The sequence below is a fragment of the Ruficoccus amylovorans genome (genome assembly GCF_014230085.1).
Taxonomy (GTDB): Bacteria; Verrucomicrobiota; Verrucomicrobiia; order Opitutales; family Cerasicoccaceae; genus Ruficoccus; species Ruficoccus amylovorans.
Window position 1 is genome coordinate 39,444 of sequence record NZ_JACHVB010000011.1, and the last position, 25,700, is coordinate 65,143.

Consider the following 25,700-nt stretch of genomic DNA (forward strand, 5'->3'; position numbering starts at 1 on the left):
CGAAGTCGGTATGCAAAAAAGTCCCTCCGTGAACAACGAAAGGGCTTTCTTGGGGGCATACGTCTATGATCGGGAATTACCGACCAGTGGTCTGCCGGACACAATGAGACACAAACAAGAAAAACTTACTTGAGCTTGTCGTAGGCCCCATTAGCCACCTTGGCGATGACCGCATAACTGATCCGCTGTTCTTTCGAGACACGGTTCATCGACTTTTCATGCAACAACCCCTTGATGTGATCACGAAGCTCCGGCGTGACCTTGGTGTGCTTACGCCGTTGGGGCAGGGCTGCTGTCTCACGCTGAAGACGAACGCCATACTTCTCGATCAACGCCTCCACCAGTGCCTTGGGCGTATCAAACCCGCTCTGCTTGACGAGAGTGGCAAGCTTGGCCTGCGCCGCCTTCCGTTTTCTCTTTTGCTCCAACAGCTGCTGCTTCTGCTTTTGCAGTTTCTTCTTCTCCTCTTCGAGGCGTTTCAATTCGTTGTCAATGTTCATAGAAATAGAATGTATTCGTATAGGTGCTATGATAATCGCGTTATTTCATTAACACATTATATTACTAAACAAGCTATCGACTAAGGAACTACTTTATAGATCAACATAGAAAAGCGGGGTTAAATGCCGCTTAAGCCATGACCATAGCCTTGTCTCTCAATATCTGAAACCTCAGCGGTTCTCCCGACAGATAACGCTCCAACTCATCAACCATCGTCCGCCCCAACCGATGGCACTCCATCCCTTTGCTACCCGCAATGTGGGGTGTGAGCCAGACATTCGGAAGCGTATAAAGTGGCGACTCGGGAGGCGGCGGCTCCGGCCAGGTCACATCAAGCATAGCGTAGAGGTCGGGACGCTTATACAGGGCCGCAATTAGTCCTGGCTGATCGACAACCGCCCCGCGCGCAGTATTGATAAAAGTAGCCCCATGCGACATGGACATGAAAAGCTCATGGGTGAGCATACCTTCCGTCTCCTTGATCCAAGGGGTATGGCAACTAACCACATCTGAACGCTGAAACACTTCCTCCAAGGAGCACATATCAACACCAAGCGCTTTCGCCTCGGCAGACTCCACAAACGGGTCGTAAGCAATAACCTGTACATCATATTGGCTCAGTCTTTCGGCTATCATGCGTCCGACGGCACCTAGCGAAATCAACCCGATAACAGACTTATACATACCCGGAAGAACTAAACTATTACTTGCCGCAAAGCGTCTCGACGTCCGGGTTTCGGATGCGAGCCTCCATGCATGCTTCGTCGCTAGAACAATCTGAGCCACGGTAAATTCACACACCGGAATCGCATTGGCACGGTAAGCACTGCTGACTGTGATATCTCGGTCCCAGAGTAAGTCCGTTGCGAAGCCGCGGATTGACCCAGCGCCGTAGAATATAGCTTTTAGTTGGGGAAACGTCCCAAGGAACACTTCATCGACCAGCGGCATGTCCCACCCCGAAAAGATGACCTCAACCTGCTGACATATGCCAGGGTATTTCAACCAGTTCTCCATTGTCATCACGGGTTCCAAAACCTCTGCCAGTGAGGAAATATCGCGACGTTCCTCCGGCCCATAAATAAGATCGTAGGCATAGGGCCGAAGCAGGTAAACGGCTTTAGGTTTTTTATTCATGATAAAAGGGTGTGGATTATTCCGGGGCGGAGTAACTGCCGGTGCCGCCCAATTCCGTGAATCGGCGATAGACATAAAATGCGACCAGTAGCGCGGATGCCGACAGGATCAATCCGGCTGTAAATGTATACCGGTAGACATTCCCTGAGAGATCGATGATCGTTCCGACCAGAGGCCCGATTCCCACCACACTCATCGAGGTAAAAATACCGGCAGCCGAAGCAAACTGGGCAAATTTCTCATGGGGGTACAGTCTCTGGCCAAGGGACGCTGAACTTGTAAAGAAGCAGCCGGAAAGCACTCCATGCGCGACCCATGCGACCAGGAAAGACTGTTGAGTATCGGCTAGCAACGAACCCCACAACGTGGCCAGCATATACCCGAACAGTGAAACCATGGCCACACGCAACGGGTGAAAAACATCAACCAGCCAACCGATAAAGAAAGTGATCGACAGGGAAATCCCGTACGTCAACGCCAGAGCCTTGCCGTAAAGATCCATACTGATATCTAGACTTCGCGCATAAGGAAGGGCGAAAATGTTGACCGGGTAAAAGGAAATCGTGGCCAGTGTCATCATCACAAAGATGGACAGGTAGTAGGGATTGGTGAAACACTGGCGGCAGTACAACCTGACTTCGCTCCAGAAGTTCCCAATAATCCCACAGGTGCTTTTTTCTCGGGACGGCGGAGGAGGATATTCTCCCTCTTTGACCCTGAAACAGACCAGCATGAAAGAAGTCCCGTAGAAAACACCAACGACGATCAGGATCAGAGTAAAGTGCGAAGGAGCCTTGCCCATGATCCAGTAGTTGAAAATCATCCCGTCGATCAGGCTGATGGCACGGAACATGCCGTAGAAACGCCCCAACAACTCCTTCGGGACGACATCGTTGATCAACCCGCCAAAAACCGCCTGCCCGGCGATGGTCGCAAACTCAAAGAAAGCCCAGAAAACGCTGAAACAGGCAACCGCGACCACCCACTCTTCCTGGTCCGGGAAATGTCCATGTACCCAAGATGCGATCAAAGGAGTCACCCCGATCCCTATCATCCCCAAGGCTGCCATCGGGGTGGTTATCAACAGGAAGGGAATGCGCCGTCCCCAGCGACCACGATGCCGGTCGGACTTCACACTTATAATTGGCCCAAGAATTAATCCGATGGCGGCGGGAAAGGAACTAACGATCAGGCCGAATACTAGATTCGGAACCTCAAGGCTACTCAAGTACCACTGCGACAATGGCCCGACAGACCGATCCCGCATTGACCACGAAAAGTCTCCCAACAACAACCAGAAGAAAAGTATAGCTAATCCGCCCGAGGTATAAACAAGGGTCCCGACAGACCAAGTTCTCGTAGTCGTGCTTTGTTGAGGAGTCGATTTATTGTAAGGCGCGAGCATTATGTAAGTTGTTCGTCAAAAAAGTCGGCGTGGAATATACAGCTAGGTCAGATTGGCTCATCCGGCGCCCGCGCCGGCAGACAGTTCAAATTCAAAGCTATAGGTCCCCGGAATCTTGCTCCGGTATGCTTCATGCACGGGCGACCCCCAACTGGTATCTCCTCCCACTCCCATCATCCAGCCATCCACGTGAACCGTCAGCGCATCTTCCTTATTCAAAAATGCATCATGCGTGGCGTTTTCCATATTCTCATCCGTACAGGTCCAAACGCTCACGCCCAGTAAGGGTAATGCAGCGGCCTTCAGATGGAGAAGTCGATCTTCCCCTTGCTCAGGGTACAACTCCAGCCAGCGAATACCGGTGCGATGCCCATTCTCCTGAGGGCGCACGTACGGCGTCTGCCAATTCGCCACAGACAACTCATGGATGCCGACCCGAGCCCCGCTGAGGCGATCGCAGTAGTTTTCCTGTGGCCCCCGCCCATACCACTTCGCGTGGCTAAAGCGCGAAACCAGAGGCAGCACCAGCCCAAAACGTGGAAGCTCTGGCGTTCCTTCACCCAGGCGAAGCTCACCGAAAATCCTCAAGATACCGTCATGAGAAAGTGAATACACGAGAGCGATCGATGCGCCAGCCAGAGCAGGGTCCTCAAACAAAAACCTCACCCTGACAGATTCTGCGCCGGCAGCCTCTCCACGCTCGAACGCATGTACCGTCATCCGATTCGCCGCCATCTTCCAAGCCCCCATTATTTCAGGCACCTCCCACCCGATATCGCTGTCGGTGGGCACACGCCAAAAACACGGTCTGATGGGTCCACGCAGATATTCCTTCCCCTGAAGCTTGATCGACGACATTTGGCCTGTCGCGGCATCAACGAGCACTTCAGCCCCCGCCGCGCAAAGCAGAACATCTTGCTTCACCGGTTCCCATGTGTCGAAACGCAGGAGAGCAGGTGCCCATCGTCCATCGCCACAGTACGATGGGAGATGGAGGGGGATTTGCTCCCATGCGACACAATGACCGGCAGAAGCCCACGATGCCCCCTCGCGCAAGCGAAAGACCATCGTCAAAAAATATTCGGCCATTGGATCGTCAATGACTCCTGGCGAAATATCGAGGGTAGCCCATACACTTTCCCCGGGCAGGGCCTCCAGACCAACAAGCCCTCCGTCAGCGACCGCGTATCCATTTTTCTCAATCACCCACTCCCCGGAGAAGGTCGAAAGAGGAAGAAAGCTGTAATGATTGCGTATCTGTACCCGCCCCTGCTGAAGATCGTCTGAACTTGAACGGAAGCTGATCGACTGAAGGACTTTTTTTGCCTCCCAATAATGCGGACGCGGATGCCGCTCGGCGCTTACCAGTCCTTTACAGCAAAAACGTCCGTCGTTCGGCTGATCACCAAAATCTCCGCCGTAGGCATGAAAAAGCCTGCCCGCCTCATCCTTCTTGAGCAGCGTCTGATCGGCCCATTCCCATATGAAGCCTCCCCACAACTCGGGATGCGCATAGAAAATATCCCAGTAATCTTTAAAATTTCCCAGCGCATTGCCATGGGCGTGCGCGTACTCATTGGCAATAAAAGGCTTCCCCGAGGGATAGATGCCATGCTGCTCCGGACTACCAAGTTCGCCGTGCTCACCTTTTCGCACAGCTTTACCCGCCAAATGATCAAGCAGCCACTCTGTCGTCGGGTAGGTTTGACTGTCGATGTCTCCCGCGAGATTCATATCCGCATACTGGATAAGCCGCCGCTCAGGATCGAGCCGGTGCGCCTCCTCACGCATTCGAAGAAACACCTTCCCGTAACCGGCCTCATTACCCAGCGACCACATCACGACGCAAGGCTGGCCACGGTCCCGCACGACCATCCGGCGCAATCGCTCAACCGTCATCGGCTCCCACAGCAGATCATCTCCCGGCAGTACACATTTATGATAACTCAGCCCGTGGCTTTCGACATTGGCCTCGTCCATCACCAGCAGACCGTGCCGATTGCACAGCCCGTACCAACGCGGGTCGTTTGGATAATGCGATCCGCGCACGAAATTGAAGTTGGCCTGCTTGATCAGGTGGATGTCCCGCTCCATGTCCGCCGCTGAGACCACATAGCCCGCTTCCGGGTTAGACTCGTGACGGTTGACGCCCTTGACTTTGATCGGGCGCCCGTTAATCGCAAGTTGCTGTCCAAGGACTTCAATACGGCGGAATCCCACATCCATTCGCCTTGCCTCGATCACAATTCCCGATTCTTCATCTACCAGTTCAACCAGCGCGGAATACAAGTAAGGGATCTCATGGGACCAGAGCTTGGGATTTTGCAGCGTGACTTTTTTGCTAACGCCTTCATCGGCCTTAATCTTTTCGGCAATCACTGGAGCACCCCACGGCTCATTACCTTCCTCGTCGTGCAGGCATACGCGGATGAGCAAGGCAGCCATACTCTGGCCTAACCGCCTCAGGTTAAAATGCAGGGCAATGGACGCCTCCTCATAATCATCGGCCAATGCAACTTCGAGATGAAAGTCCCAAACCGTAACCGCTGGCGTACGGTATAAAAAGACATCGCGGAATATACCGCTGAGCCTCCACATGTCCTGATCCTCCAGATACGATCCCGCGCAATAGCTGTATACTTCAACCGCTAATAGGTTTGAGCCGACATCAGGCGTGAGTAGGTATTCAGTAATATCGAATTCCGCCGGCGAGCGTGAATCCTGACTGTAGCCAACGAGGTGTCCGTTCACCCACACGTACATGGCAGCGCTCACTCCAGCAAAATGCAGCAGTACGCGCTCACCACTACCCTCAATCCAATCGTCAGGCACTTCAAACCACCGACGATAGGAGCCGACGGGATTTCGCTGCGTGTACGCAGTATAATGAGGAGGAGGCTCGCTCATGACCCGAGGCGGGTCCGGCTGAAATGGATAGCAATGATTCGAATAGATGGGCACGCCATAGCCATGCATCTGCCAACACGCAGGTACTCTCAGACGCTGCCACGATTGAGCGTCAAAGTCTGGCCGGTAAAAATGCGCCGGTCTGGACGAAGGTTCTGGTGACCAGCAGAAAGACCAGGCGTCCTCGCTGTTGAGCGACTTCAGCCAAGGGGAGTGGTCATAAGTGCTCGCCCAACCCGATTCCGTATCGGGAGTTGGCCACGAGGTGTTTCGGGGAGGCAGTTTTTTGATCCCGGTTACCAGAGGATTCTCAATCTCAGGGAGCCCCTTAAGCGAGTCATTGACCGCAGGGTGAGTCCTTGCAGAGCTTTCTGAAATACTCGAATCCCGAAGTAATGCTTTCATTGGAGAGCAACTCCGGTTGATGCATCAAAATCCTGAAATAGAAAACTCGACCAGCCCTTTCCGTAATCGAATTCCTGCCGCAAGCATTCCACCTTTTGGCTGCATTGGGGGGTATTGGACGATGCAACGAGTATGCAAAGGCACGCTAACACGCCAAATAAACATTCAGAATGACTTTTCATGCTCACACGATTAATCTTAATGGAGGTTATAACGCTACTTCGCCGGAATTTAGGGGCACTGTCGATAGACGTTAAATCGTACATACGAATCCAAATTGATTACAGCGCTACCCTCCGTCAGAATCCTGAGATCCAATCGCAACTTTGCCTAACCATACCATACAATAAATATGGTATGATCATTAGCTATTTAATTGCGATCATGAGCCAAAATACGGAAATTTCTTATTTTTAGGTGGCTGTTAAAAGTGCGAATCCCAAACCATCCGGATTTCAAGAAATCAGGATCATAGAAATCAAAAATCACGTCCCCATCTCTAATATAACGGACTTTTCCATCTATAGCTTCCAGGCGAATATGATAAACCTTTTCAGACATCAGAAGATACTCATCGGATCCCAAATCATGCTCTGGCAAAAGGGGTTTTTCACCATTTCCCGAGTAGCGGCGAAAACGGGTTGTTGTATTATCATTCCCACCGTACCCAACGTAGTACGTTTGCAATATATTATATGTTTTAAAATCGCCTGTCCTGCCATGATTTTCAAAGAATAAATCGTTGGGATGACGTGGGTCACTGGCCATCCAGAAACAATTTAAATCTGACAATCGGTCATAATCACCTCCGGCGTCAATTACCTCAGCATCGTATGTAATAACAACCGGGGCGTTCAATCGGTATCGAAACCATACAGTACATCCTTCTTTATCTTTGATTTCTAAGCAGCCATCTCCTGATATGATGTCTCCGTCCCCCGCTTGCTCGATGACCCAATTATTCAATCCTCCTTCGAAGCTATCGCCCCATTTGCATTCTCCGAAACTCACAACACACGTACTCATGGCAATAAAAACCAAACTAAATAAACGTAGCATATTTAAAATGCATTAAAATTCACAACGGAATCACCACCAACACCAACGAATAACATCATCCCAACCTCAAGGTCGAGATATTCCTATTAGCACCATTTGGTTGCGCACAAACAGCACGCAACCAAACGGCGTTATTACCCTAAAACCAGTATCTCTTACGACTTGCGTTTCACCCGTACTGCTAGAGTCAAAATCAATGCAACACTGAGAAAAATAGCCATTGCACCTGCGGGTTCGGGGATCGGTGAAACCGAAACATCGCTTAGAATAAACACCGAATCATTTGCAAACGCTTGCTGATTAAATCCAAGTAAGAACGTATCGAAATCGTAGGTAACAGGATCGATATCGGTTCCAGAAAAACTGACGCCTGCATATGCAATTGTATACGACAACCCGTTGGATGTCCTTGTCAAAGTAAGGGAAAAATCATACGTGGAGCTTGTTGAAATTGTACCACTGGGGTAATTCACAGAATCAATGGTAGTCGCCCCAAAAAGAAGACCAGAGTAGCCGGAATCTGAACTACGCTCTTGAAAATTAATGCTCATATCGCTCACAGCTCCAATAGGCCCTTGGGTTACAAAGCCAGAATAGTTTTTAAACAAGTTACCCGTAGACGGCCCCCATGTGGTAGCGTCCGAGGTCAATTGCTTGCCGCCGGAATTATAAAGGCCTGAGTAGAGGGTATTGCCCCATCCTCCGCCAGGGAAAGAAACACTTGGGGTCGTAAGTGAAAAGCTCAAGGTAACACTATCGCCTGTATTCTGGAGTGAGACTTCAGGAAAGTAAGCTACAACTCCTGAATATACTGTCTGGCGAGTCGGAAAATTTATCTCCAAGCTTCCAGACGATTCGCTAACTGAGCTGTCGCTTGTATCGCTCCCGGAGACCCAATACCAGCCGCCATCTAGAATCGTTGCTCCATTGGCTGCTGTTGCAATGACAACGGATAAAACGATAACGTTCACTAATTTAATATTCATAATGCTCATAGTCTTAGGGTTTTTGTTGTTTTATATATTTTCTACCACAAATAGTTTATCAAAAAAATACACTCAATATGATGAGTAATAATTTTCATTTAATACCTCACCAGGCCTAAAAGAATCCACATGGCCATCAATAAAGACAGCATTACATGATCCATTGTGACGGTATCTAAAATATCCATAATTTGAACTATCATCGACATCCGGATCTGCTTTGGGAGATAATATACCTTTAGGGTCTGGCGGAGGCGGATTTCTTTTCCACCTAAATGCATAAGAAGAGCTACCTGACCACTGCGGAACCTGTCCGCTGTCGGCAAAGAAAATGACATTCTGTGGACTTGTTATCGCATTTAAAAGAGGAGGCGAAGAATCCTCAGGACCAGCCACCAAGGTATTGTTTATACAGTATGTAAACCTCAAATAGTATGTCGGTTTTTTTACATCCAGCGTCCGCTCCGGACATATAAACACCTCGCACTCTTTGGTAGATCCTTGGCTTTTATTAAAGCCGACGTATGGCATCAGTAGCCAATTCCACCCCATGGACTGGTTGTCTCCACTGCGATAAGGAAACATTTTTCCACCGTTGTCCTGCACATAAAGCAGCCCTGCGGCACCAAGTTGGCGAAGATTGCTGCTACATCCAGCCATGCGAGCATTTGATATAATCCCCGATATTGCTGGAATGGCAATTGCCGTAAGGACAACAATCACTGCGACCGCAACAATGAATTCCGTCAGAGTAAAACCCCGCTTGCCCGTCGCAAAGTGTCTTTTGGCGGTTTTCATTATTTTCAAACTCAATTTTGACTGAATTGTTCTTCCCTCTGAGCAACAACCTTGAGGGGAGGAGGAGACATCCCCGCTAACTTATAAAGAGATTCCCGCACTCCCCGTGCGGCATGAACCGCATTCATGCCTCCCTGGCCAGGAAAATTCGAGGTACGCCAAAACAGGTCATTTGGACTAATCCGATAACCACTCAATCGCCTGTGGAATGCACCGTCGGAACTACGATATTTCTCCAACTCTCGGGAGGCTACATTGATAACAGTTACAATCTCTTCGTCACTTAGCGGCTCACCCGTCTCCTTTACCAAGGCGGACAGCATCTCGGTTGCGTTAAAAATAAATAGTATCTGATCAGTCTCCAAGTCTCCATTGAACCACCCTAAGGCAGAAGCTCTTAACTCTTTGGCTCGTGGAATGGGTTGCTTTAGCTTATTACAAAAGGCTATAAGCTTAAACGATCCGGAAATACGCACATTGTATGAACCGACACCAATCAAACCTGTAAGCGGATCCTGACGATCACGGACGTTTTCCAACGCCAGTTCTATTAGTGCGTCCCTAGTGGATGGCTCCAGGGTTTGGATTAAGCTTGCTTGCGAACTCAACGCATCCAGAGCCTTCCACGAGTTGTCCCAAGGTAGCTCATTCAACCATAGTTGAAAGGCCTCCCTGCTTTCGAGGAAACCTGGGATATTGGCTTGTTTGCTAGTTTTTCTGTTGGACGATTGCGAGGCTTCCTTGGCATCATCTGAGCCATTGGAATTCAACTGATCGACCGAGTTATTCGCCTGCGGTTCCCCTTCGGTGTTCCTGCTTTTGTCACCAGGCAGAGGATAGAGCGGCTCCGCCTTAAGTATGCGTAGCGCATGTAGAGAAAACATGAGCGCACGCCCCATAACACGGGGATTGTCTTTCATCTGAGGGTAAAATGGGTCCGAAAAGTACCCAGTCTCCGGATCTTGCCGCACTTGAAAGAACTGAATGATTTTGGCCCTCTGCTCCTCAGTCAATACGGAGAGCTGGCCGCAATTATCTAGGAAAAATACAGCCTGAAAGGTAGACTGGATGTCTGGCTCATAGGGCTGATCTTCGGTGCCGTCTTTAAGGCTCTCAGCCTGATAGAATCCACCTGTTTCCTCGTCATAAAGATGCAGTATCCAAGGAACCGTGTCCGCGTAAATTGCATCCAACCGGGCCATCGATCCCTTGACAGATTCGGACGCGGAAGATGCTAACGCCTTACCAGCGAGTAAACAGGCTATTACAATCAGGCTGGGAGATATTAAGCGTTTGATATGTTTTCTCATTGGAGTGGGGTCGGTTGATGTATTACCGCACGGCCCTGTTGACTGCGCATACAAGCAGTTGCAGGTCGTAGAATATCATGTATTTGCCCAAAAGGCCGGCTAGGTATATGTTCAAGCAATGGGGTTATTGGTGATTACTACGCCATTAAGCCTAGTTCTTCGCAAATTGTCGAGTGACTCAGAATCGTACATACGATTTTAATGCTTGCCTAGATCTTGGGTGTTATGGCTTATGAAGGAATCAGCCATGTGTGCCTCCAAAAAAAACGTAGGTCTCAAGGACATTGCCGAAGCTACTGGCTATTCACGCATTACGGTCTCCTGCGCTCTGCGCTCCTCGCCCAAGGTCAAAGCCAGTACCGCCGCTATCATCAGAAAAAAAGCGTCCGAATTGGGTTATGTCCCCGATCCGCGTGTTTCCGCAGTGATGGCAAGCGTACGCGCAGCAAAAAAGCGCTATCAGGAGCCCCTTGCTTGGCTCAACGCCTCCCCCGAACGGTGGTATTGGCGGGACTACAAATGGTTGACCCCCTACATGGAAGGGGCTCAAAAAGAGTGTGCAGCGTTGGGATACCGGCTGGACGATTTCTGGCTGTATGAGCCTGGCATGACAGAAAAGCGGATGTCGCAGATACTGATCAATCGTGGCATTCGCGGAGTCATTATTACGCCCGCGCCCACTATCCTGGGTGTCTCCCACCTGGCCTTCGATTGGGAACGCTTATGCGGCATCACCTTTGAGAGCGCACTTCATTCCCCTCGCCTTCACCGTGTCGCACCCTCTTATCACTACAACCTAATGCTTGCCCTAAAAGTATTACGCCTAAATGGCTATAGGCGTATTGGCTTGTTCATGCATAATCTTGAGAACCGCCGTTCCCAAAACACCTATTTGGCAGCACTGCATTACTTTCAAAAAGACCTCCCCAAGCATGAGCAGGTACGGCCTTTAACCTTCAAAAGTATCTGGGGGCTTCCCAATGAAATTCAATTTTCCAAATGGGCTGCCGAGGAAAGTCAGAAACCAGATCAGGGAAATTTACGCGCAAAGCCATTGGGTATGCTCAGGGACTGGATAGCAAAGGAGCATCCAGACGCCATTGTCGTGCAGAACCAGAGTATAATAGAGTGGTTAATTGAACTCGGATTATGCGTACCCAATGATATTGGTGTCGCCCACCTGGCCTTGGATGACGACTGTGCGGACTGGGCCGGAATCTGGCAGAACAAGCGGCACATTGGTGCCCAGGCAGTCCGCGAATTAATCACCATGCTTCAAACGAATCAAATCGGACCGCCTGAGATCTTCCACGAAACTTTGATCCGTGGTAATTGGCGCTATGGAAAAACAATAAAATCGAGATAGCTTGTCACGGGGGACTCTGTAGAATAGTTGATTTCAAGCGCCTTTGGATAACGACAAAAAATGGCTTCCGAAACAGGCAGGCTCGGGGCGAGGCTGACGCCTTGTTAACTTATTTTGGGTCTCTGGCTGAGAAACGGAGAAAAACGGCCATTTTGGGGACTGTGGGCGAAAAGTGCTTAACAGGCCGGGTTCTCCGATGGCGGGGAGAGGGAGGGCGTGGCCATGCGGGCGGGTTTCGTAACCCTTTGCTGACAGCGGGATATAAAAAATCCCGAGCCAAACGTGGTCTCGGGTCTCTGGAGTCAATCGGAAGCGGGGAGAGTTTCCGAAAGGAAAACTTGGCTGCCCGGGCTGGGATCGAACCAGCGACCAAGTGATTAACAGTCACCTGCTCTACCGCTGAGCTACCGGGCAACTCTTGTATTGCGGAAGCGGCAAAAGAAACGGGAGGCACAAGGGCTTGGCAAGCATGAATTTTTCATTTTTCAAAAAAACAGCGCTCCCAGAGCCTTATAGTCACGAATACCGAGAGATTCATCCCTCGGAAATAGAGCGCCTAAAGGGCGAATTGAAAGCAGTTAAGGATTCACGAAGTAAATCTCTCAACATCGGGAGCCCGCCAACCATACGTAGGATACTACAGATGGAATAAGACCACTACCAGTCTCAACCGGGCATTATGCACAAGGGTAGAAGCAATCGAAATCGGTGGTGAAACATCACCCTCAAACCTTCTCTCGCCATCCCCTTCCAGCGTAGTCCAGCCATCCAGGCCAGTATAAGGCCCAAGAGCTAACAGCAGCCAAAAACTTAAACGCCACAATTGACGCGAGAATTCTCCAGGCAAGCACTGCACGCGAACACAGCCCTCGCTTCGGTGAAAAAGTTTGCCTTGCTTTTCGGCGTCGAGCCCTTACCTTTTCCCGTTTTTCCACATCGCCGGCTCGGCCGGTCAACAGAAAAACGATTATGTCAGAACACATCCTATCCGTATCCACACGCGAGGGCCAAGGCCGGGGCTTTGCCCGCCGCCTGCGCGCACAGGGCAGCATCCCTGCAGTCATCTACGGAAAAAGCGGCTCCAACAAACTAGCCGTAACCGAGAAAGACTTTTTGCTGCTCATGCGCGAGATCGGTGGCTCCGCTACCATCGTGACCCTTGAGAACGACAAGGGTGGCAAGACCACCACCCTCATCCAGGCCGTGCAGCGCAATCCGCGCACCGACCGTTTCGAACACATCGACTTCCTCGAAGTCAGCGCCAACCAGACCATCACCGCCCACATCCCGGTGCACACGCACGGTGAAGCCAAGGGCGTCAAGACGGGCGGCGGCTCACTTGAGATCTCCCTCCACGAAGTGGAAGTCTCCTGCCTGCCCAAGGACCTGCCCGAGCAGATCGACCTGGACGTCTCCGGCCTCGACATCGGCAACACCATCCACGTGGCGGGACTCCCCGAGATCAAGGGCGTGACCTACCAGGGCGACCCTGAAACCGTTGTGGTCATTTGCAATGCCCCGATGGCCGAGGAGGCAACCGACTCCGCCGAAGGCGAAGAAACCGCCGAAGGCGAAAAACCCGGGGAAGAGGCTTAAGCCTCCCTCCCCTCTTCACGTTCTTTTACAGTCATGTCTATCGCCGTTATCGTCGGCCTGGGAAACCCCGGACCGGAGTATAGCGGTACCCGCCACAATATAGGCTTCGCGGTGGTTGACGCCCTCGCGACCGAACAGGGAGCGGCCTGGAAAAACGAAAAAAGATTCCAGGCCGAAACCGCCAAGGTCTCCCTCGCCGGCCAGTCTGTGGTGCTGATGAAGCCGTTGACCTATGTCAACGACAGTGGTCGCGCCCTCGGGGCGTGGCTGCGCTTCCACCGGCAACCGGCTTCCGCAGCTATTGTCGCCTATGACGAGATCAATCTCGAACTTGGGCGGCTCAAGCTCAGCCTCAACGGCAGCGCCGGCGGGCACAACGGCATCTCCAGCCTGCTGCGAGATGCCGGGGCGGGATTCCTCCGGTACCGCATCGGTATCGGCGGCAAGAGCCACCCGGCGATGGACTTAAAAGACTGGGTCCTGGGCAGATTCACCGAGGCGGAAAACGCCCTCATAACTGCCCGGATGCCCGACTACCTGAAAGGCCTGCATCTGCTCCTGTCACGGGGCGTCGAAACGGCCATGAATCAACTTAACACCCGATCCCATTCCGAACCAGCATGAGCGACACAGCAACCCAGAGCCAGTACCTGGCCACCGTCATCCTCGACACCCGCAACTACACCGACGCGGTTGAAACCCTGATCGAAAAGATCAAGGACGGCTTCACCGCCATCGGCTTTGAAGTCGGCAAGGTCGAAAACCTCGGCCAGAAGGACTTCGTCCGCACTACTGACCGCCACTTTCAGGGCGGCATCTTCGTGCAGTACGCGCTGACCGGCCCGGCCGCGGCTTCGACCCAGATCCAGGAGAAGTTCCGCCTCGACAAGCAGGTCAACCGCATCCTCGTCCAGTCCAAGGACTGAGCGGAAATCGCTCCGGCAATTTGAATGACAGTTGACCCGCCGCTGGCGGGTCTTCAGGCTCCTTTCATGGCCTCATACAACAAAGTTATTCTTCTCGGTAATCTGACTCGCGACCCTGAAGTGCGCGTCACACCCGGCGGTATGTCCATCTGTAAATTTGGACTGGCCGTGAACCGCAACTTCACCACCAAGGACGGCGAGAAGCGCGAAGAGACCACTTTCGTGGACATCGACGCCTTTGGCCGCCAGGCTGAGGTCATTGCCAAATACCTCGGCAAGGGCCGCTCGATCTTCGTGGAAGGCCGCCTGCGCCTCGACCAGTGGGACGACAAAGGCTCCGGCGAAAAGCGCAGCAAACTCGGCGTGGTGCTGGAGAATTTCCAGTTTGTCGGCGGTCGTGACGACGCCGGGGCCGGTGGTGGCAATGGCGGTGGCTATGAGCAAAGTTCCCCCCCTCCCCGCACGACTGGACGCCAATCCACCCCAGAACCTGATGTGGACGAAGACGTCCCCTTCTGAGCCGAACAATCAACAACTTTTTCACAAACGGATTCGCAGCTGCGAATCCGTTTTTTTTGAGCGACACAGAATTTGGTCCAAATTTAGCCCTGTTTTTTACGAAAAAGAGCGACTTTTTCCCGAATTAGGGGTTTAAATGAGTCCATCCGACAATGATCCGGCTCCATCTCTCCCGTGGCTTACTCATGGTCCGCCAGGCCTTGCTGGCGGGCGTATGCTTGTGTGCCGCCGGAATCGCTACTGCTGATGAGGCGCTCGTTGAACACTCCCCCTTCCTGCCCCCCGGCTGGGGAGAAAAAAAAGTAACGCCGCCGGCCGCTATCACCACTGCCCCCAGCTTTATCAGCCGCCAACTGGAGTTCAAAGGGCTGATCGAGATGGACGGCGTGACGCGCTTCAGCATTTTCGACAAGAAAAACAACGTCGGGCACTGGGTTACAGTCGATGAGTCGATCAACGATTTTGAAGTTGTTCGCTACGACCCTCAAAAGCAGAGCATCCTGATTCGCTCCGGCGGCCAGACGGAGGAAATCGCCCTCGCCACCGCGGACGACAGCCCCATGCAGATCAGCGGGGCACCCGTCTCCTCTGTCCGGGCAACCGTCAGTTCGCGCCCGGTCGTCACCCTTCCGACAACGGGGAACAACAGCTCCGAGCGTAGTCCGGGCCCCAAAATACCACGTCGCCGCATTGTCCGCCCCGACGATGCTTCAAGTGCTGCCCAAGCGAACGACAAGCTCACCGACACCCCGGCAAGCCCCCTTCCCTCTCCCCCGTCCTCCTAGGTTTTTTCTATAAGGATTGAGTCTGTACGCCCCAACCAACGCTGCAGGCAGATTGCGGGTTCAGCCGGCCCTGCCCTTTCGCTGCTAAGGCATCGCGTCAAGGGTTGGCTGCTCTTTCCGCGGCGCACCTCTAGACCGGCAAGGCTCCCCTCTGCCTGCCCACTTGACCTCTGCCATTCTCAAAATCGTCAACAGGCCGAATGCCTTCTGATCAGGCATTAGACAACACCCATCTGTAGCGACTTTCCTGCATTTTTACGCATTCATGACTTGAATTCCGTAAGCAAACTGGCAATATCCCCGTTTTTCCGGTCGTTTAGCTCAGTTGGTTAGAGCGCTACATTCACATTGTAGAAGTCACTGGTTCGAGTCCAGTAACGACCACCATTTTGGGGTGTTTCATTCAGACCGGAAAATGCTGCAATTATGCGGCCTACAACCTGATTATAAATGGTTTCCGCAATCTTTACTTCCAATCCATCCGTGTTACGTTGTGACAGCAAAGGACCCGAAAAGTCAGGCTCGGGAGCGGTTTCGGGAGTGAACGACTCGCTCCCGAAAAGGTCTTTCAAGCTCTGCGGCTGGGGCAACTGCTGCACCTTCAGGTAATGCCGCTCGGTCGTGCTGTAATGCTTGTGCCGTAGTATCTGTTGAATGGTCGTCAGAGGCACACCGTTGACAGCCAGGATATACCCGAAGGTATGCCGCAAGGAGTGGAAATCCAAGTCCCCGAACTCATTTGAGTAAACCAGCCCGACGCGCTCCTGATCCCGCTTGAACTGATCCGTACCGGGTATGATGAAGTCCAGCACCGGATCGACCGTCTCGGCTCCGTCCGGGCGCATCTCCCGCAGCTTGGTAGCAACCTTGGCCATGATCGGTACGCGCTCGGTCTTGTGGTTCTTGGAGTTCTCGGCCCGGATAATCACATGCGGGTCGAGTTTATCCAGAAAAACGTCTCCCCACCGAAGCGTGGCCAGTTCTTCCTTGCGAAGTCCGGTCCAGTGCAACAACCAGATGGCAATCCGGTAGTCGGCCCGCTTGAGCGGCGCCCCCTTCTCCATGAACAGGGTCAGCTCTTCCAGCGTCCAGACACGCCGCCGCTTCGTCTCGTGTCCTCTTGTCTCGCCTTTCTCGACATACGCCAACACGTTTTTCTCGATGTGCCCGGGGCGCTTGAGCCAGTTGAGGAAGGCCCGCAGACTGACCAGATGCTCGTTGACGCATTTCACAGACAAAGGCTTGCCGGTCTTCTCCCCGATCAAGTCCCCCGAGCGCCATTTCTCAAAACTGGCCGCAGTCACGTCCTCGACTGTTTCCCAGCCGCAAGCCTCAGCCGTCACCCGGATACGCCGCACGGTGTCGTGCACATGCTTTTCACTGCGCCGTTTACTCGTCAGAGCCTTGGCGTAATCTTCGGTTAATTCCACCAGGTCGAGTGTGGGTGCTCCCCACAGGCCCGAAGGGATGGGCAAGCCCTCATGCCGGAGTTCGAGCACTTTGCAGTAGTCCCGCAGGTGCCTTTCCGCAATGGTCTTGTCCGTCGTTTTGAGAGCCACCGTGCTTTTGGACTTCATCCAATTCATGCGGAATGAGCCGCTGTAGCTCTCGGCCACAACGGTCTTACCATTCACACGGCGGCGTGGCTTGAAAACCCTCATCGCCGCCCCTTTCTAAGCCGCTCGATGTAGGCTTTCATATCCGAGAGCAGCAGACGCGCACGCCCCCGCTCACGGATGGTTCTCGGCAGGAGGCCGTCGGCAATCAGACGGTACAGACTGCGCCGGGAAATCCCCAGCATGGCAGCGGCCTCGTTTACGGTTATCGTTGTATCGTTCATAAAACAGTTGGATGGATGGCGGGAGGTTGAACGGTAGTGAGTGTTATTTGTCAGAGTCTTTCTCGGTGGCTTCGTCCTGTTCGGCGTTGACGGTTTCGATCTCTGGCATTTGTAGCTTGTGGAAGGGAATCATCTGCTTCCAACGCGTCTCAGTCTTGGGGAGCTTGGAAACCATATCGGCAAACTTGACCCCGAGACGCCAAAACGCTGCCCCGGTAAAATAATCCTTGGCCAATGGCTCGATGATGAACGCCAAGAGCGCGGAACTCGACTTGAACCCGTGCCTCTTGCGCACGCGCTCCAACTCGTCCGCTTCTTCGTCGGTCAGATAGATTGTCACCTTCCGGGTGCGCGGCCCGCGATCAGCGGGAAGTTTCGGTCCTGGCTTAACCATGACCAAGACAGAAACACAACTGCACGTGTAGATCAAGAAAAATCTGCACGTGCAGATGAGGTTTTTCAAAAAGCTTGCACCAAACCAGAATACTACAATATCACAGTGCAGGGATGACCTTGCCAATAGGCAAAGCCTAACATGTAAGCCATCCACACAACAGCCAAGCAATCACACATAAGATGAAGTTTAGCATAAAAAACCTTGGAGCAATACACGATGCCGAACTGGATTTGGCCAACTTCACAGTAATATGCGGAAAGAATAATTCGGGAAAAACGTATGTAACTTATGCTATTTATGGTTTTTTAAAACTTTGGAAAAACTACATAGAATTACCGATCTCCGATATACTTGTAAAAAACATATTAGACAATGGCATCGGAGAGCTAGACCTAAACGACTACGAAAAGTCATTTAAAATTACCCTCAACCACGCAAGCAAGTCATATACGTCTATAATACATAGGATATTAGCTTCAAAAGAAGAGTACTTTAGCTCCACTAAATTTTCAATACATTTCGATTTCCCTTCTGAGGTATACTACTCGACATATAAACAAAAAATATCTGCAAGAAAAACAAATTTACTTATTATAGAAAAAGAAGAAAACTCTAGCATTGTAAAAATAACACTTGGAGTCGAAAATGAAAAACCATCTCTTACAACAAACTTCCTAACCGAAATTCTGTCCCAAGAAATAACGTCATTATTATTTGAATCAATTATTCCAACACCATTCATTGCAAGCGCCGAAAGAACTGGATCGGCGATTTTCACAAAAGAACTATTTTTTGCACGCAACCGAATGCTGGACCAAATCAACGAAACTAGAGGCGACATCGACCCGTTCAAGCTCCTCAGTAAGATATACTCCGATTATGCCCTCCCCGTCAAAGAGAACGTTGAATTTACGCAAAGATTAACAAAAATCAGGAATGAAAAAAGTTGGTTGGCAATAAATCACCCAGACATACTTAAGTTTTTTGATCAAATTGCAGGCGGAAATTATAAGGCAACGAGCGACGAAGTATTCTTTAGCCCCAAGAAAAGTGGTACGCTCAAACTCACCATGGATGAAAGCTCCAGCGCTGTCCGCTCACTTGTTGACATTGGTTTCTTTCTACGCCATCAAGCAAATAAGGGTGATATTCTCATAATCGATGAACCTGAATTAAATCTGCACCCCGAAAACCAAAGAATGATGGCTAGGTTGTGCGCAAAACTAGCCAATGTCGGCATAAAAATTTTCGTCACAACACACAGCGACTACTTTGTGAAGGAAATCAATACCCTAATAATGCTTAAAGGAACGAAAGACAAATCAGACGAGCTATGTAAACGTTATGGATACGACATAGGGGAGCTCTTAGATCATAATACATTATCTGTGTACCTTGCACATCCAGAGAAAAAATATATCGATGGGCTAAATTCTAAAAAGATGGTTAACACGCTATCTCTGTGCGACATTGATCAAGAAGAAGGAGCCCAAGTTAAAAGTTTTGATGAAAGCATTGAGATCATGAATACCATTCAACAAGAAATACTTTTTGGTTAAGCAATGACCGACATAGCCCACAGGAGTCTGAAAAAGCTATTCCTTGATTGCGCCTGTCGTTGTGAAAACACAACATACCTTACCGTCAAAGAATTAGACAAGAATGCCACGCTCAAAAGAATCAACATTCATGGAGTTAGTGATTCGTCATTGATCTTTAGATTCGATTGCGCAAAGCAATTAATACCATGTCTCAATGGAGGCGATCATCAAAAAAACTGTGATGCCGTCATTGCCACAGTATACAAGGGAAGAAACATCCTTTTGTTTGTTGAACTTAAATCCAGTACGCAAAAAAACGGGCATATAAAAAAGCAGTTTAAAAGCACAGATTGCTTCATAAATTATATCAGTGAAATTCTTGATACATTCTTCTCATGTAGCATCAAGGGTTGGGAACGGCACTATGTCGCAATATGCGGACAGAAAGGCGCTCAAAAGCTACCAACAAGATACAAGCGACAACAATCATCCCCGACCAATCCGACATATATCATCAACCCCAAGACTGATGAAAGCTTAGATCGGTTAATTGCATAGGATTACCTCAGCCAAGAACTTACTATTTTTTCTTTAGGTATCAGAGAATGATTTAAACGCCCCTACAGCATCAGCTCATACCGTGCAGTGCGTCCGGCGCCGACGGACTGGAAGACGCCTAGCTCGACGAGGGCTTGGAGGTCGCGGGTAGAGGTGGCTTTGGAGACTTTGGTAAGGGACATGTATTTGGCGGCGTTCATGCCCCCCTGAAATCCCTCGGGGCCGGCGTCGAGCATGCGGCGAACGACTTTAAGCTGTCGGTCGGAGAGCTGTTCGCGGACACGATCAAAGAGGCGAGTTTTGCGCAGGACGAAATCCACCCGCTCTTCGGCTTCGGTTTGGGCTGCAAGTACGGTTTGCACAAAGTAGTTTACCCACGGGGTGACGTCGTTGGATTTCTGCGCGGTTTCCAGCGCGGAGTAGTACGCGCTCTTGTTCGCTTCGATGGTACGCGAAAGACTCAGGAGCGCAGGACGGCCGAGGCCTTGCGAGAGGGCCTTTTCTGAGAGAGCGCGGCCGATCCGCCCGTTGCCATCCTCGAAGGGGTGGACACTCTCAAAGTACAGGTGAGTCAACGCCGAGCGAACAGGAGCCTGCGGGATCGTTTTTCGGGTCTCCCGAAACCACCGGACAAAGGCTTTCATTTCCGCCGGGACTTGAGCCGAAGGCGGCGCCTCGTAGTGGACCTTTTGCTTACCGACCGCGCCGGAAACCACCTGCATCGGCTCGGTATGCGAACGCCATTTGCCGACCCACTTTCCCGACTCGCCCCTGAAAAGCATCCGATGCCAGGCGAAGAGCGACTTCTCCGTCAACGGCTCATCCCAGGTCTTGCGTACATCCACCATCAGTTCAGCAGCCCCTTGCGAGGCCTTGTCATGAACACCCTCAGGCGGGGTGTTGAGGCCAAGCTGATTGCGGATCGAAGACATCACATCTTTACGACTCAGAAATTGCCCCTCGATCTCCGAAGACTTGACCGCCTCAGCGATCATCACATCCATGACGGCTTCTTTAGCCACCGTATCGGGCAGACTTTTCAATACCCCACTGACCTGCCCCGCCTTGTCGGCAAACGCCAGCAACGCCCCCTCTACCGCTGCAAGCTCGTAGCGGAAGTTGGGCCAATCCGGTTGCTGCCAGTTGTATTGCATGAGCCGAATCTAGCACATAATCGGCTCAAGTAAAGTCGATTCATTGAGCCGATTACCCAACTAATCGACCAACCGGAAAATCTATCATACACAATGGGTCAGTTTCAGGGGGCCCTGCCAATACGTTTCTTCGTTGAAGCGTAATAATTAACTTCCATCTCCAAAGTGCTCATCGACAGTGCCATCGTCTAGTTTGTCTCGACTAATGGAACTAAGGAGGCAAAAGAGCGCCTTCATATCTTTAATCCCTCCAAGCAGGAACCAAATGGTAGTGAAGGCTGCGACGATTCCGGTAACGACCACATTGAACAACCACCAATTAGCCCACCAAGCATCAGTCCAATGATAAAATAACTGCCAGATGCTAATGACAATAAATGCGAGAAAGAAGAATAATACCCACCCAAGATTAAAGCAGTAGATCAGCTTGTCGCCTAGAGTAAACTCTGAGGTGAACCCGACCGCCGCCAGTCCTGTTTTCTGAGGCTTAGCAGGCTCAGAACCATGAGGAGAAACTTCTGCGTATTTTCCACGATGAAGAATCACATCCATATCAATCTCCGGATCAGGCGACAGTAGTGAGAAGATCACGTAAGCAGCAATCGCTGATAGTGATGCGAGAAAAGCCATTTCCATGCCGTTCAACCAGAACTTCTCAGGCAACGCCATGATCCAAGCGACCTCAGGTGAGTGCGCTTGTAGGCCTGGGACGACATTTGGCCAGAGAATATTTATAATAAAGATGCCCCCGACAGCCAAAATTGAGCCAGTGATCATCGCGGCCCAAGCGCCAGAGGTGGTTCCACGTTTCCAATAGAGTGCTCCAATCAAAACAGCACCTGCCCCTCCTGTGAAAATTGCTCCAGTCGCTTGAAAATACATGAGGATAAATTCCTTCAATGGGAAAAGCATGCTAAACACCCACGCGAACGCCGCAACTCCTACGATGGAACGACGAAGCCAACATAAATGTAGCTCATTAGAGATTCGCCCCTCCCTCCCCGCCAACTGCCGACATGGCAACAGCACATCCTGGACAAATATACTGCCCCATGAGTGGAGATAAGTGGTGTCGGTACTTAAAGCAGCCATAATCATGACAGCCGCAAATAGGCCCATGACACCAACCGGGAGAATCTCCGACAGAGCTACGGTGGTCGTCAGTTGCTTTGCAAGTTGGGCATCACCTACACTGGCAAGTGTCTCAAGCGTCGCTGCGGTTGCCTCTCCGTAAACAGGCGCATGCATCATAACATATGCGCAGATCGCAGCCAGCGGAATCAAAAGAAAAGTTACGCTCGTCCGAAGCTGAGCCAGAATACCCGCCATTTTAGCCTCATGAGGGGTTCGTGCAGAACTATTATACCCTTGGGAACCTTGCCAAACCATAAAGTTATAGCATGAAATAAATATCAGCATCAGAAAGAAACTGACATTAAAATCAGGTAATCCACTTATATCAAATGGATTCAGCTTAGACTCACCTGGAGGTGCCTGTGACAGCGCTTCGATGATCACAGACCACGGAAATAATATAAGCATGGTCACCAAGAGAACCAGAAATATAATATTACTTAATTGACCTTGGACAAAATCCGTAATCATTACAGAAATTTGCCCGCCACTCAGTGTGATCAGAACGGCTAAAATTAACTCAATTGCCATCACCACTCCGAGAGTGATGTTAAAACTAAGTCCGAGCACTTCCAGCTCTAAGACAGGAATCCCTAAAAAGTAGATTAGAAACCGAGCAGTAACTGCAGGAAAAATACCAAAATTCAAGACACCACTTACCCAACAAAGAGTCCCTGAAAAAACTCTAAAACGCCGACTGTAACGAGTCTCCATCAACTGAGCGAGAGTCAATGAACGTGTTTCGCGGTAGCGATAGATCAACCAACCAGAAAGCGCAAGAAGCAATCCGATTGGCGCCATCATCTGCCCCCAAAATTGTGAAGCAAACCCAGCTTGATACGCATTTTCCCATTGTGCGACAATCGAAATGGCTCCGATGCCCGCAGCACCAGAAGCCACCGTCAATAAATAACGTCCGGCGCACCGGTTGGCAGACAAAAAGTCCGCGACGCTACGTGTGTAACGCCGCGAATACAGCGCCGATGCTAAGACCACGCCCAACAAAACGACGACAATGAGTACATCAATCGAACTGAGATTTCCTAGTGCTAACAATAACATAGCAAAATAATTTACAGACTACTGGGCGCTCACAGTCACAATAAAATCGTTACTCCGCCAAGCTGCTTACATTCGCGAAATGACGCATGGAAATGCTTAGATGCAGAGTAATATAATACTACAACTGGACATGCTTGATATATCGCGAGTCAAAAATTAACCCAGGGTTAAATTAATTAAAATCGTCCTTCAGAACCAACTCAGCTGATTCTAGCAAAAAGTAATCTGCAACAGAATCTTTAGCCGCACCAGCATAAATGATCCAACTGCTGCTTGCTGGCAATTTAACTTCACCTACAGTTACCCAAGAGAATTCATCTTGAGAAAGCTCCGAGGAATCAATTTCTCGCTCAAGCAAAGATCCCACTTCAGGATCCCAAACACCGCACATCAAAACACTCCCAGATCCAGTTAAATCCCCAAGTTTGACTCTTAACTGCAGAACATAAGTCTCGGTTGTACGATAGTCATCGATAGCCGAACGATCCCATTGAATCGACCAATTAGTTGACATACCTGGCTGATAAACAGCATAGCCGGAATCTGATAATGGCTCTTCAGTTAGACGGCAGGTTGCGGCTCCAACCTTAGGGAGTAATACATCCTTAATCTGAAGCTCAATGACACTAGGGGAACAATTTTCCTTACCGAACAGATTCATGCCGATTCTCCATTGAGTAAACTTTGTAGTCGTATCTGTTAAAGTTGGCTCAGCGAAACTCTTTATCTCGAATTTTTCGACATATTTCCGGAACTGATCCATGTCCTCGAGGTAAGCCTTTTTATCAGCCAAATTTGTTACACCATTCTCTAGACGTGCATACAGCAAGCAAGTTTCTTCACGCTCAACTTCTGCTAATAGAACAGGGTCATTAATGACTGCCGCTTTAGCCTGATCGATTAAAGCAAGCGCCTCATTGATAAATGCACGATCAAGATGCAACACAGCACCTTGGTTAGGCCTGTTAGAGCGGTGAAATGACTCCCATTCTTGATGTAATAATTGATTATACTTCCAGATCGAAGGGCCAGCGGCTCCATAATAACCAAAAGTAAAATCACGTAACAAATCATCCATTTCCAAAGTAGGGTCCCATGCCAACTTAGCCAATGCCCAATCCTTCATGGTTGCACGAGAACCACCTATACTAAGGAAGTTATCTTGGAAAAAGATACCAGAAATCCCCTGCTCCACCAAATATTTAAAGTTTTCTTCAATGACCTTGAAATTTGGAATCGGTGTTAGCCAATTAGCATTATCTCCAAAAGTATAGTCCCAGATGTGTATTTTGGCACCGATAGCACGCCATGATTCGAGAGCCTCTTGGAATTCTTCAGTTTCGGTAATATAAAAATATTTATTGTGCCAGACATGCCGATCTGTTGCCAACCAGATCAATGTATCCCCATCAGGGCGTATTGTTTTCGGCGGCATGAATGTCTGCAAATAAGCTAAGGTGCTTATCTGCACATCGGGGTATTTACGATGAATCAACTCAGCAACTTGATTCACAAAATTGATAAGCAACCCGGAATCATTCTCCTTTTCTGAAAATGCTAAACAGTCTTCGCAGCGGCACAGAACGCTTGATCCATCATTTTGCGAAATGCTGAACAAACGCGCATCAGGATCCGCATCAAGAATCTTAATTGCATTATCAGCAACAATCCGCAGCGCCTCTTCATTGCTCAAGCATATATTATTAAACTGCCTCTCCCCATTAATTAAAGCGAAATACTCAGGATGACTAGAGAGTAACTCTTTAGCTGGAGCCAATCGATAAAATGTATGAGCAAACAACTGTCTTCCTGGATAGCGAAGCATGCCTCCGTATGCCGAAGGAATCTCCAAAGACAAAGGATCCACCGCCGAACTGATCCGATTCATGATAGCCCAATCGGGATCCTGAGCCTCCACATGATATACATCACGCATCTCCAAAATCGGCGAATAAGACCGCGGAACAACCGATACCGTCAACTCTTCTTCATAAGGATAATAGGCAGGCACGAAGCGAGAATACCAGCGACACCCTAAGTCTTCTTCCAAAAATGCAATCACAGCATTAATGGGCCCCCGGCGTTCCCCTCCGGTAAAAAAAAGTGCATTACCAGAGGCCTGAAGCGCGTAGCCTTCTGCAGAAAGCTCAGGCACGAGAAGTCCACTAGCCTCCTTGAGTTTTGTATTTCCTACGCTTAAAACTGGCATCGACCTAAATTCCTCCGCATACAGGGGCTCAGGGATAATGTTAAAAGTGGCTCCGCTCATCGAATCGAGACCCTCCTTTAACATGTCAGCTGCTATTACTTCTTG

The 25,700-nt window shown here is 50.3% G+C and carries 21 protein-coding genes, 2 tRNA genes and 1 pseudogene; 9 read left to right on the forward strand and 15 right to left on the reverse strand.

The annotated features are described in order from the left end of the window. Positions 1–125 precede the first annotated feature (125 nt). The 8 genes from H5P28_RS00955 to H5P28_RS00990 form a co-directional block, all read right to left on the reverse strand. Complete coding sequence (locus tag H5P28_RS00955) at positions 126–500, reverse strand: hypothetical protein (RefSeq protein ID WP_185673835.1); 375 nt, start codon at positions 498–500, stop codon at positions 126–128. A 130-nt stretch (positions 501–630) separates the two neighbouring features. Continuing rightward, positions 631–1,638, reverse strand: a complete 1,008-nt coding sequence (locus tag H5P28_RS00960) for a hydroxyacid dehydrogenase (RefSeq protein ID WP_185673836.1) — start codon at positions 1,636–1,638, stop codon at positions 631–633. Positions 1,639–1,654: 16 nt separating this feature from the next. Then, positions 1,655–3,043, reverse strand: coding sequence for an MFS transporter (locus H5P28_RS00965; RefSeq protein WP_185673837.1), 1,389 nt, complete (start codon positions 3,041–3,043; stop codon positions 1,655–1,657). 57 nt (positions 3,044–3,100) lie between these two features. Then, the gene (locus H5P28_RS00970) at positions 3,101–6,355 is read right to left on the reverse strand and encodes a glycoside hydrolase family 2 TIM barrel-domain containing protein (protein WP_185673838.1); all 3,255 of its coding nucleotides are present in this window, start codon (positions 6,353–6,355) and stop codon (positions 3,101–3,103) included. A gap of 372 nt (positions 6,356–6,727) precedes the next feature. Then, complete coding sequence (locus H5P28_RS00975; RefSeq protein WP_185673839.1) at positions 6,728–7,414, reverse strand: DUF6250 domain-containing protein; 687 nt, start codon at positions 7,412–7,414, stop codon at positions 6,728–6,730. Positions 7,415–7,569: 155 nt separating this feature from the next. Beyond that, positions 7,570–8,409 (reverse strand): hypothetical protein, encoded by an 840-nt coding sequence (locus H5P28_RS00980; protein ID WP_185673840.1) that lies wholly within the window; start codon positions 8,407–8,409, stop codon positions 7,570–7,572. Positions 8,410–8,472: 63 nt separating this feature from the next. After that, a complete protein-coding gene (locus tag H5P28_RS00985; protein WP_185673841.1) occupies positions 8,473–9,198 on the reverse strand; it encodes a prepilin-type N-terminal cleavage/methylation domain-containing protein in 726 nt (241 codons plus the stop codon). Positions 9,199–9,209: 11 nt separating this feature from the next. Then, positions 9,210–10,508 (reverse strand): hypothetical protein, encoded by a 1,299-nt coding sequence (locus H5P28_RS00990; RefSeq protein ID WP_185673842.1) that lies wholly within the window; start codon positions 10,506–10,508, stop codon positions 9,210–9,212. A gap of 232 nt (positions 10,509–10,740) precedes the next feature. Between H5P28_RS00990 and H5P28_RS00995 the strand changes: the two genes are divergently transcribed. Beyond that, positions 10,741–11,874: a LacI family DNA-binding transcriptional regulator gene (locus H5P28_RS00995; protein WP_221773320.1), complete on the forward strand. Its 1,134-nt coding sequence runs from the start codon at positions 10,741–10,743 to the stop codon at positions 11,872–11,874. 339 nt (positions 11,875–12,213) lie between these two features. On the opposite strand, the gene H5P28_RS01000 is transcribed toward H5P28_RS00995, so the two are convergent. Continuing rightward, a tRNA-Asn gene (locus tag H5P28_RS01000) sits at positions 12,214–12,288 on the reverse strand. A 555-nt stretch (positions 12,289–12,843) separates the two neighbouring features. Between H5P28_RS01000 and H5P28_RS01005 the strand changes: the two genes are divergently transcribed. From H5P28_RS01005 to H5P28_RS01030, 6 genes are all read left to right on the forward strand, one after another. After that, positions 12,844–13,470, forward strand: a complete 627-nt coding sequence (locus tag H5P28_RS01005) for a 50S ribosomal protein L25 (RefSeq protein WP_185673843.1) — start codon at positions 12,844–12,846, stop codon at positions 13,468–13,470. 33 nt (positions 13,471–13,503) lie between these two features. After that, the gene (pth, locus tag H5P28_RS01010; RefSeq protein WP_185673844.1) at positions 13,504–14,094 is read left to right on the forward strand and encodes an aminoacyl-tRNA hydrolase; all 591 of its coding nucleotides are present in this window, start codon (positions 13,504–13,506) and stop codon (positions 14,092–14,094) included. Next, on the forward strand, positions 14,091–14,396 hold the full coding sequence (locus H5P28_RS01015; RefSeq protein ID WP_185673845.1) for a 30S ribosomal protein S6: 306 nt from the start codon (positions 14,091–14,093) through the stop codon (positions 14,394–14,396). The genes pth and H5P28_RS01015 overlap by 4 nt, the downstream gene beginning before the upstream one ends. A gap of 66 nt (positions 14,397–14,462) precedes the next feature. Further along, entirely contained in the window at positions 14,463–14,915 is a 453-nt protein-coding gene (gene ssb, locus H5P28_RS01020) for a single-stranded DNA-binding protein (protein ID WP_185673856.1), read from the forward strand. A 152-nt stretch (positions 14,916–15,067) separates the two neighbouring features. Then, on the forward strand, positions 15,068–15,700 hold the full coding sequence (locus H5P28_RS01025; RefSeq protein ID WP_185673846.1) for a hypothetical protein: 633 nt from the start codon (positions 15,068–15,070) through the stop codon (positions 15,698–15,700). 310 nt (positions 15,701–16,010) lie between these two features. Then, a tRNA-Val gene (locus H5P28_RS01030) sits at positions 16,011–16,087 on the forward strand. Between the two features lie 218 nt (positions 16,088–16,305). Here the strand turns inward: H5P28_RS01030 and H5P28_RS20080 are convergent. The 3 genes and pseudogenes from H5P28_RS20080 to H5P28_RS01045 all read right to left on the reverse strand — a co-directional run. Beyond that, positions 16,306–17,361, reverse strand: a pseudogene (locus H5P28_RS20080) (site-specific integrase); the annotation flags it as partial. Beyond that, positions 17,358–17,540, reverse strand: coding sequence for a helix-turn-helix transcriptional regulator (locus H5P28_RS01040; protein ID WP_185673847.1), 183 nt, complete (start codon positions 17,538–17,540; stop codon positions 17,358–17,360). The gene H5P28_RS01040 and the pseudogene H5P28_RS20080, both read right to left, overlap by 4 nt. 43 nt (positions 17,541–17,583) lie before the next feature. Further along, positions 17,584–17,934 (reverse strand): hypothetical protein, encoded by a 351-nt coding sequence (locus H5P28_RS01045; protein ID WP_185673848.1) that lies wholly within the window; start codon positions 17,932–17,934, stop codon positions 17,584–17,586. A 182-nt stretch (positions 17,935–18,116) separates the two neighbouring features. On the opposite strand from H5P28_RS01045, the gene H5P28_RS01050 reads away from it, so the two are divergent. Together H5P28_RS01050 and H5P28_RS01055 are read left to right on the forward strand one after the other, a co-directional pair. Further along, positions 18,117–19,496 carry an AAA family ATPase gene (locus H5P28_RS01050; RefSeq protein ID WP_185673849.1) on the forward strand — a complete coding sequence of 460 codons (1,380 nt, stop codon included), beginning with the start codon at positions 18,117–18,119 and terminating at the stop codon, positions 19,494–19,496. A 3-nt stretch (positions 19,497–19,499) separates the two neighbouring features. Beyond that, positions 19,500–20,036 (forward strand): hypothetical protein, encoded by a 537-nt coding sequence (locus H5P28_RS01055; RefSeq protein WP_185673850.1) that lies wholly within the window; start codon positions 19,500–19,502, stop codon positions 20,034–20,036. Positions 20,037–20,098: 62 nt separating this feature from the next. Here H5P28_RS01055 and H5P28_RS01060 read toward each other — a convergent pair whose 3' ends face one another. The 3 genes from H5P28_RS01060 to H5P28_RS01070 form a co-directional block, all read right to left on the reverse strand. Beyond that, positions 20,099–21,190 (reverse strand): Fic family protein, encoded by a 1,092-nt coding sequence (locus tag H5P28_RS01060; RefSeq protein ID WP_185673851.1) that lies wholly within the window; start codon positions 21,188–21,190, stop codon positions 20,099–20,101. Positions 21,191–21,337: 147 nt separating this feature from the next. Next, positions 21,338–23,386, reverse strand: a complete 2,049-nt coding sequence (locus H5P28_RS01065; RefSeq protein WP_185673852.1) for a sodium:solute symporter family protein — start codon at positions 23,384–23,386, stop codon at positions 21,338–21,340. Positions 23,387–23,558: 172 nt separating this feature from the next. Further along, positions 23,559–25,700 (reverse strand): DUF4838 domain-containing protein (locus H5P28_RS01070; RefSeq protein ID WP_221773321.1); only part of this gene is annotated, 2,142 nt, incomplete at its 5' end.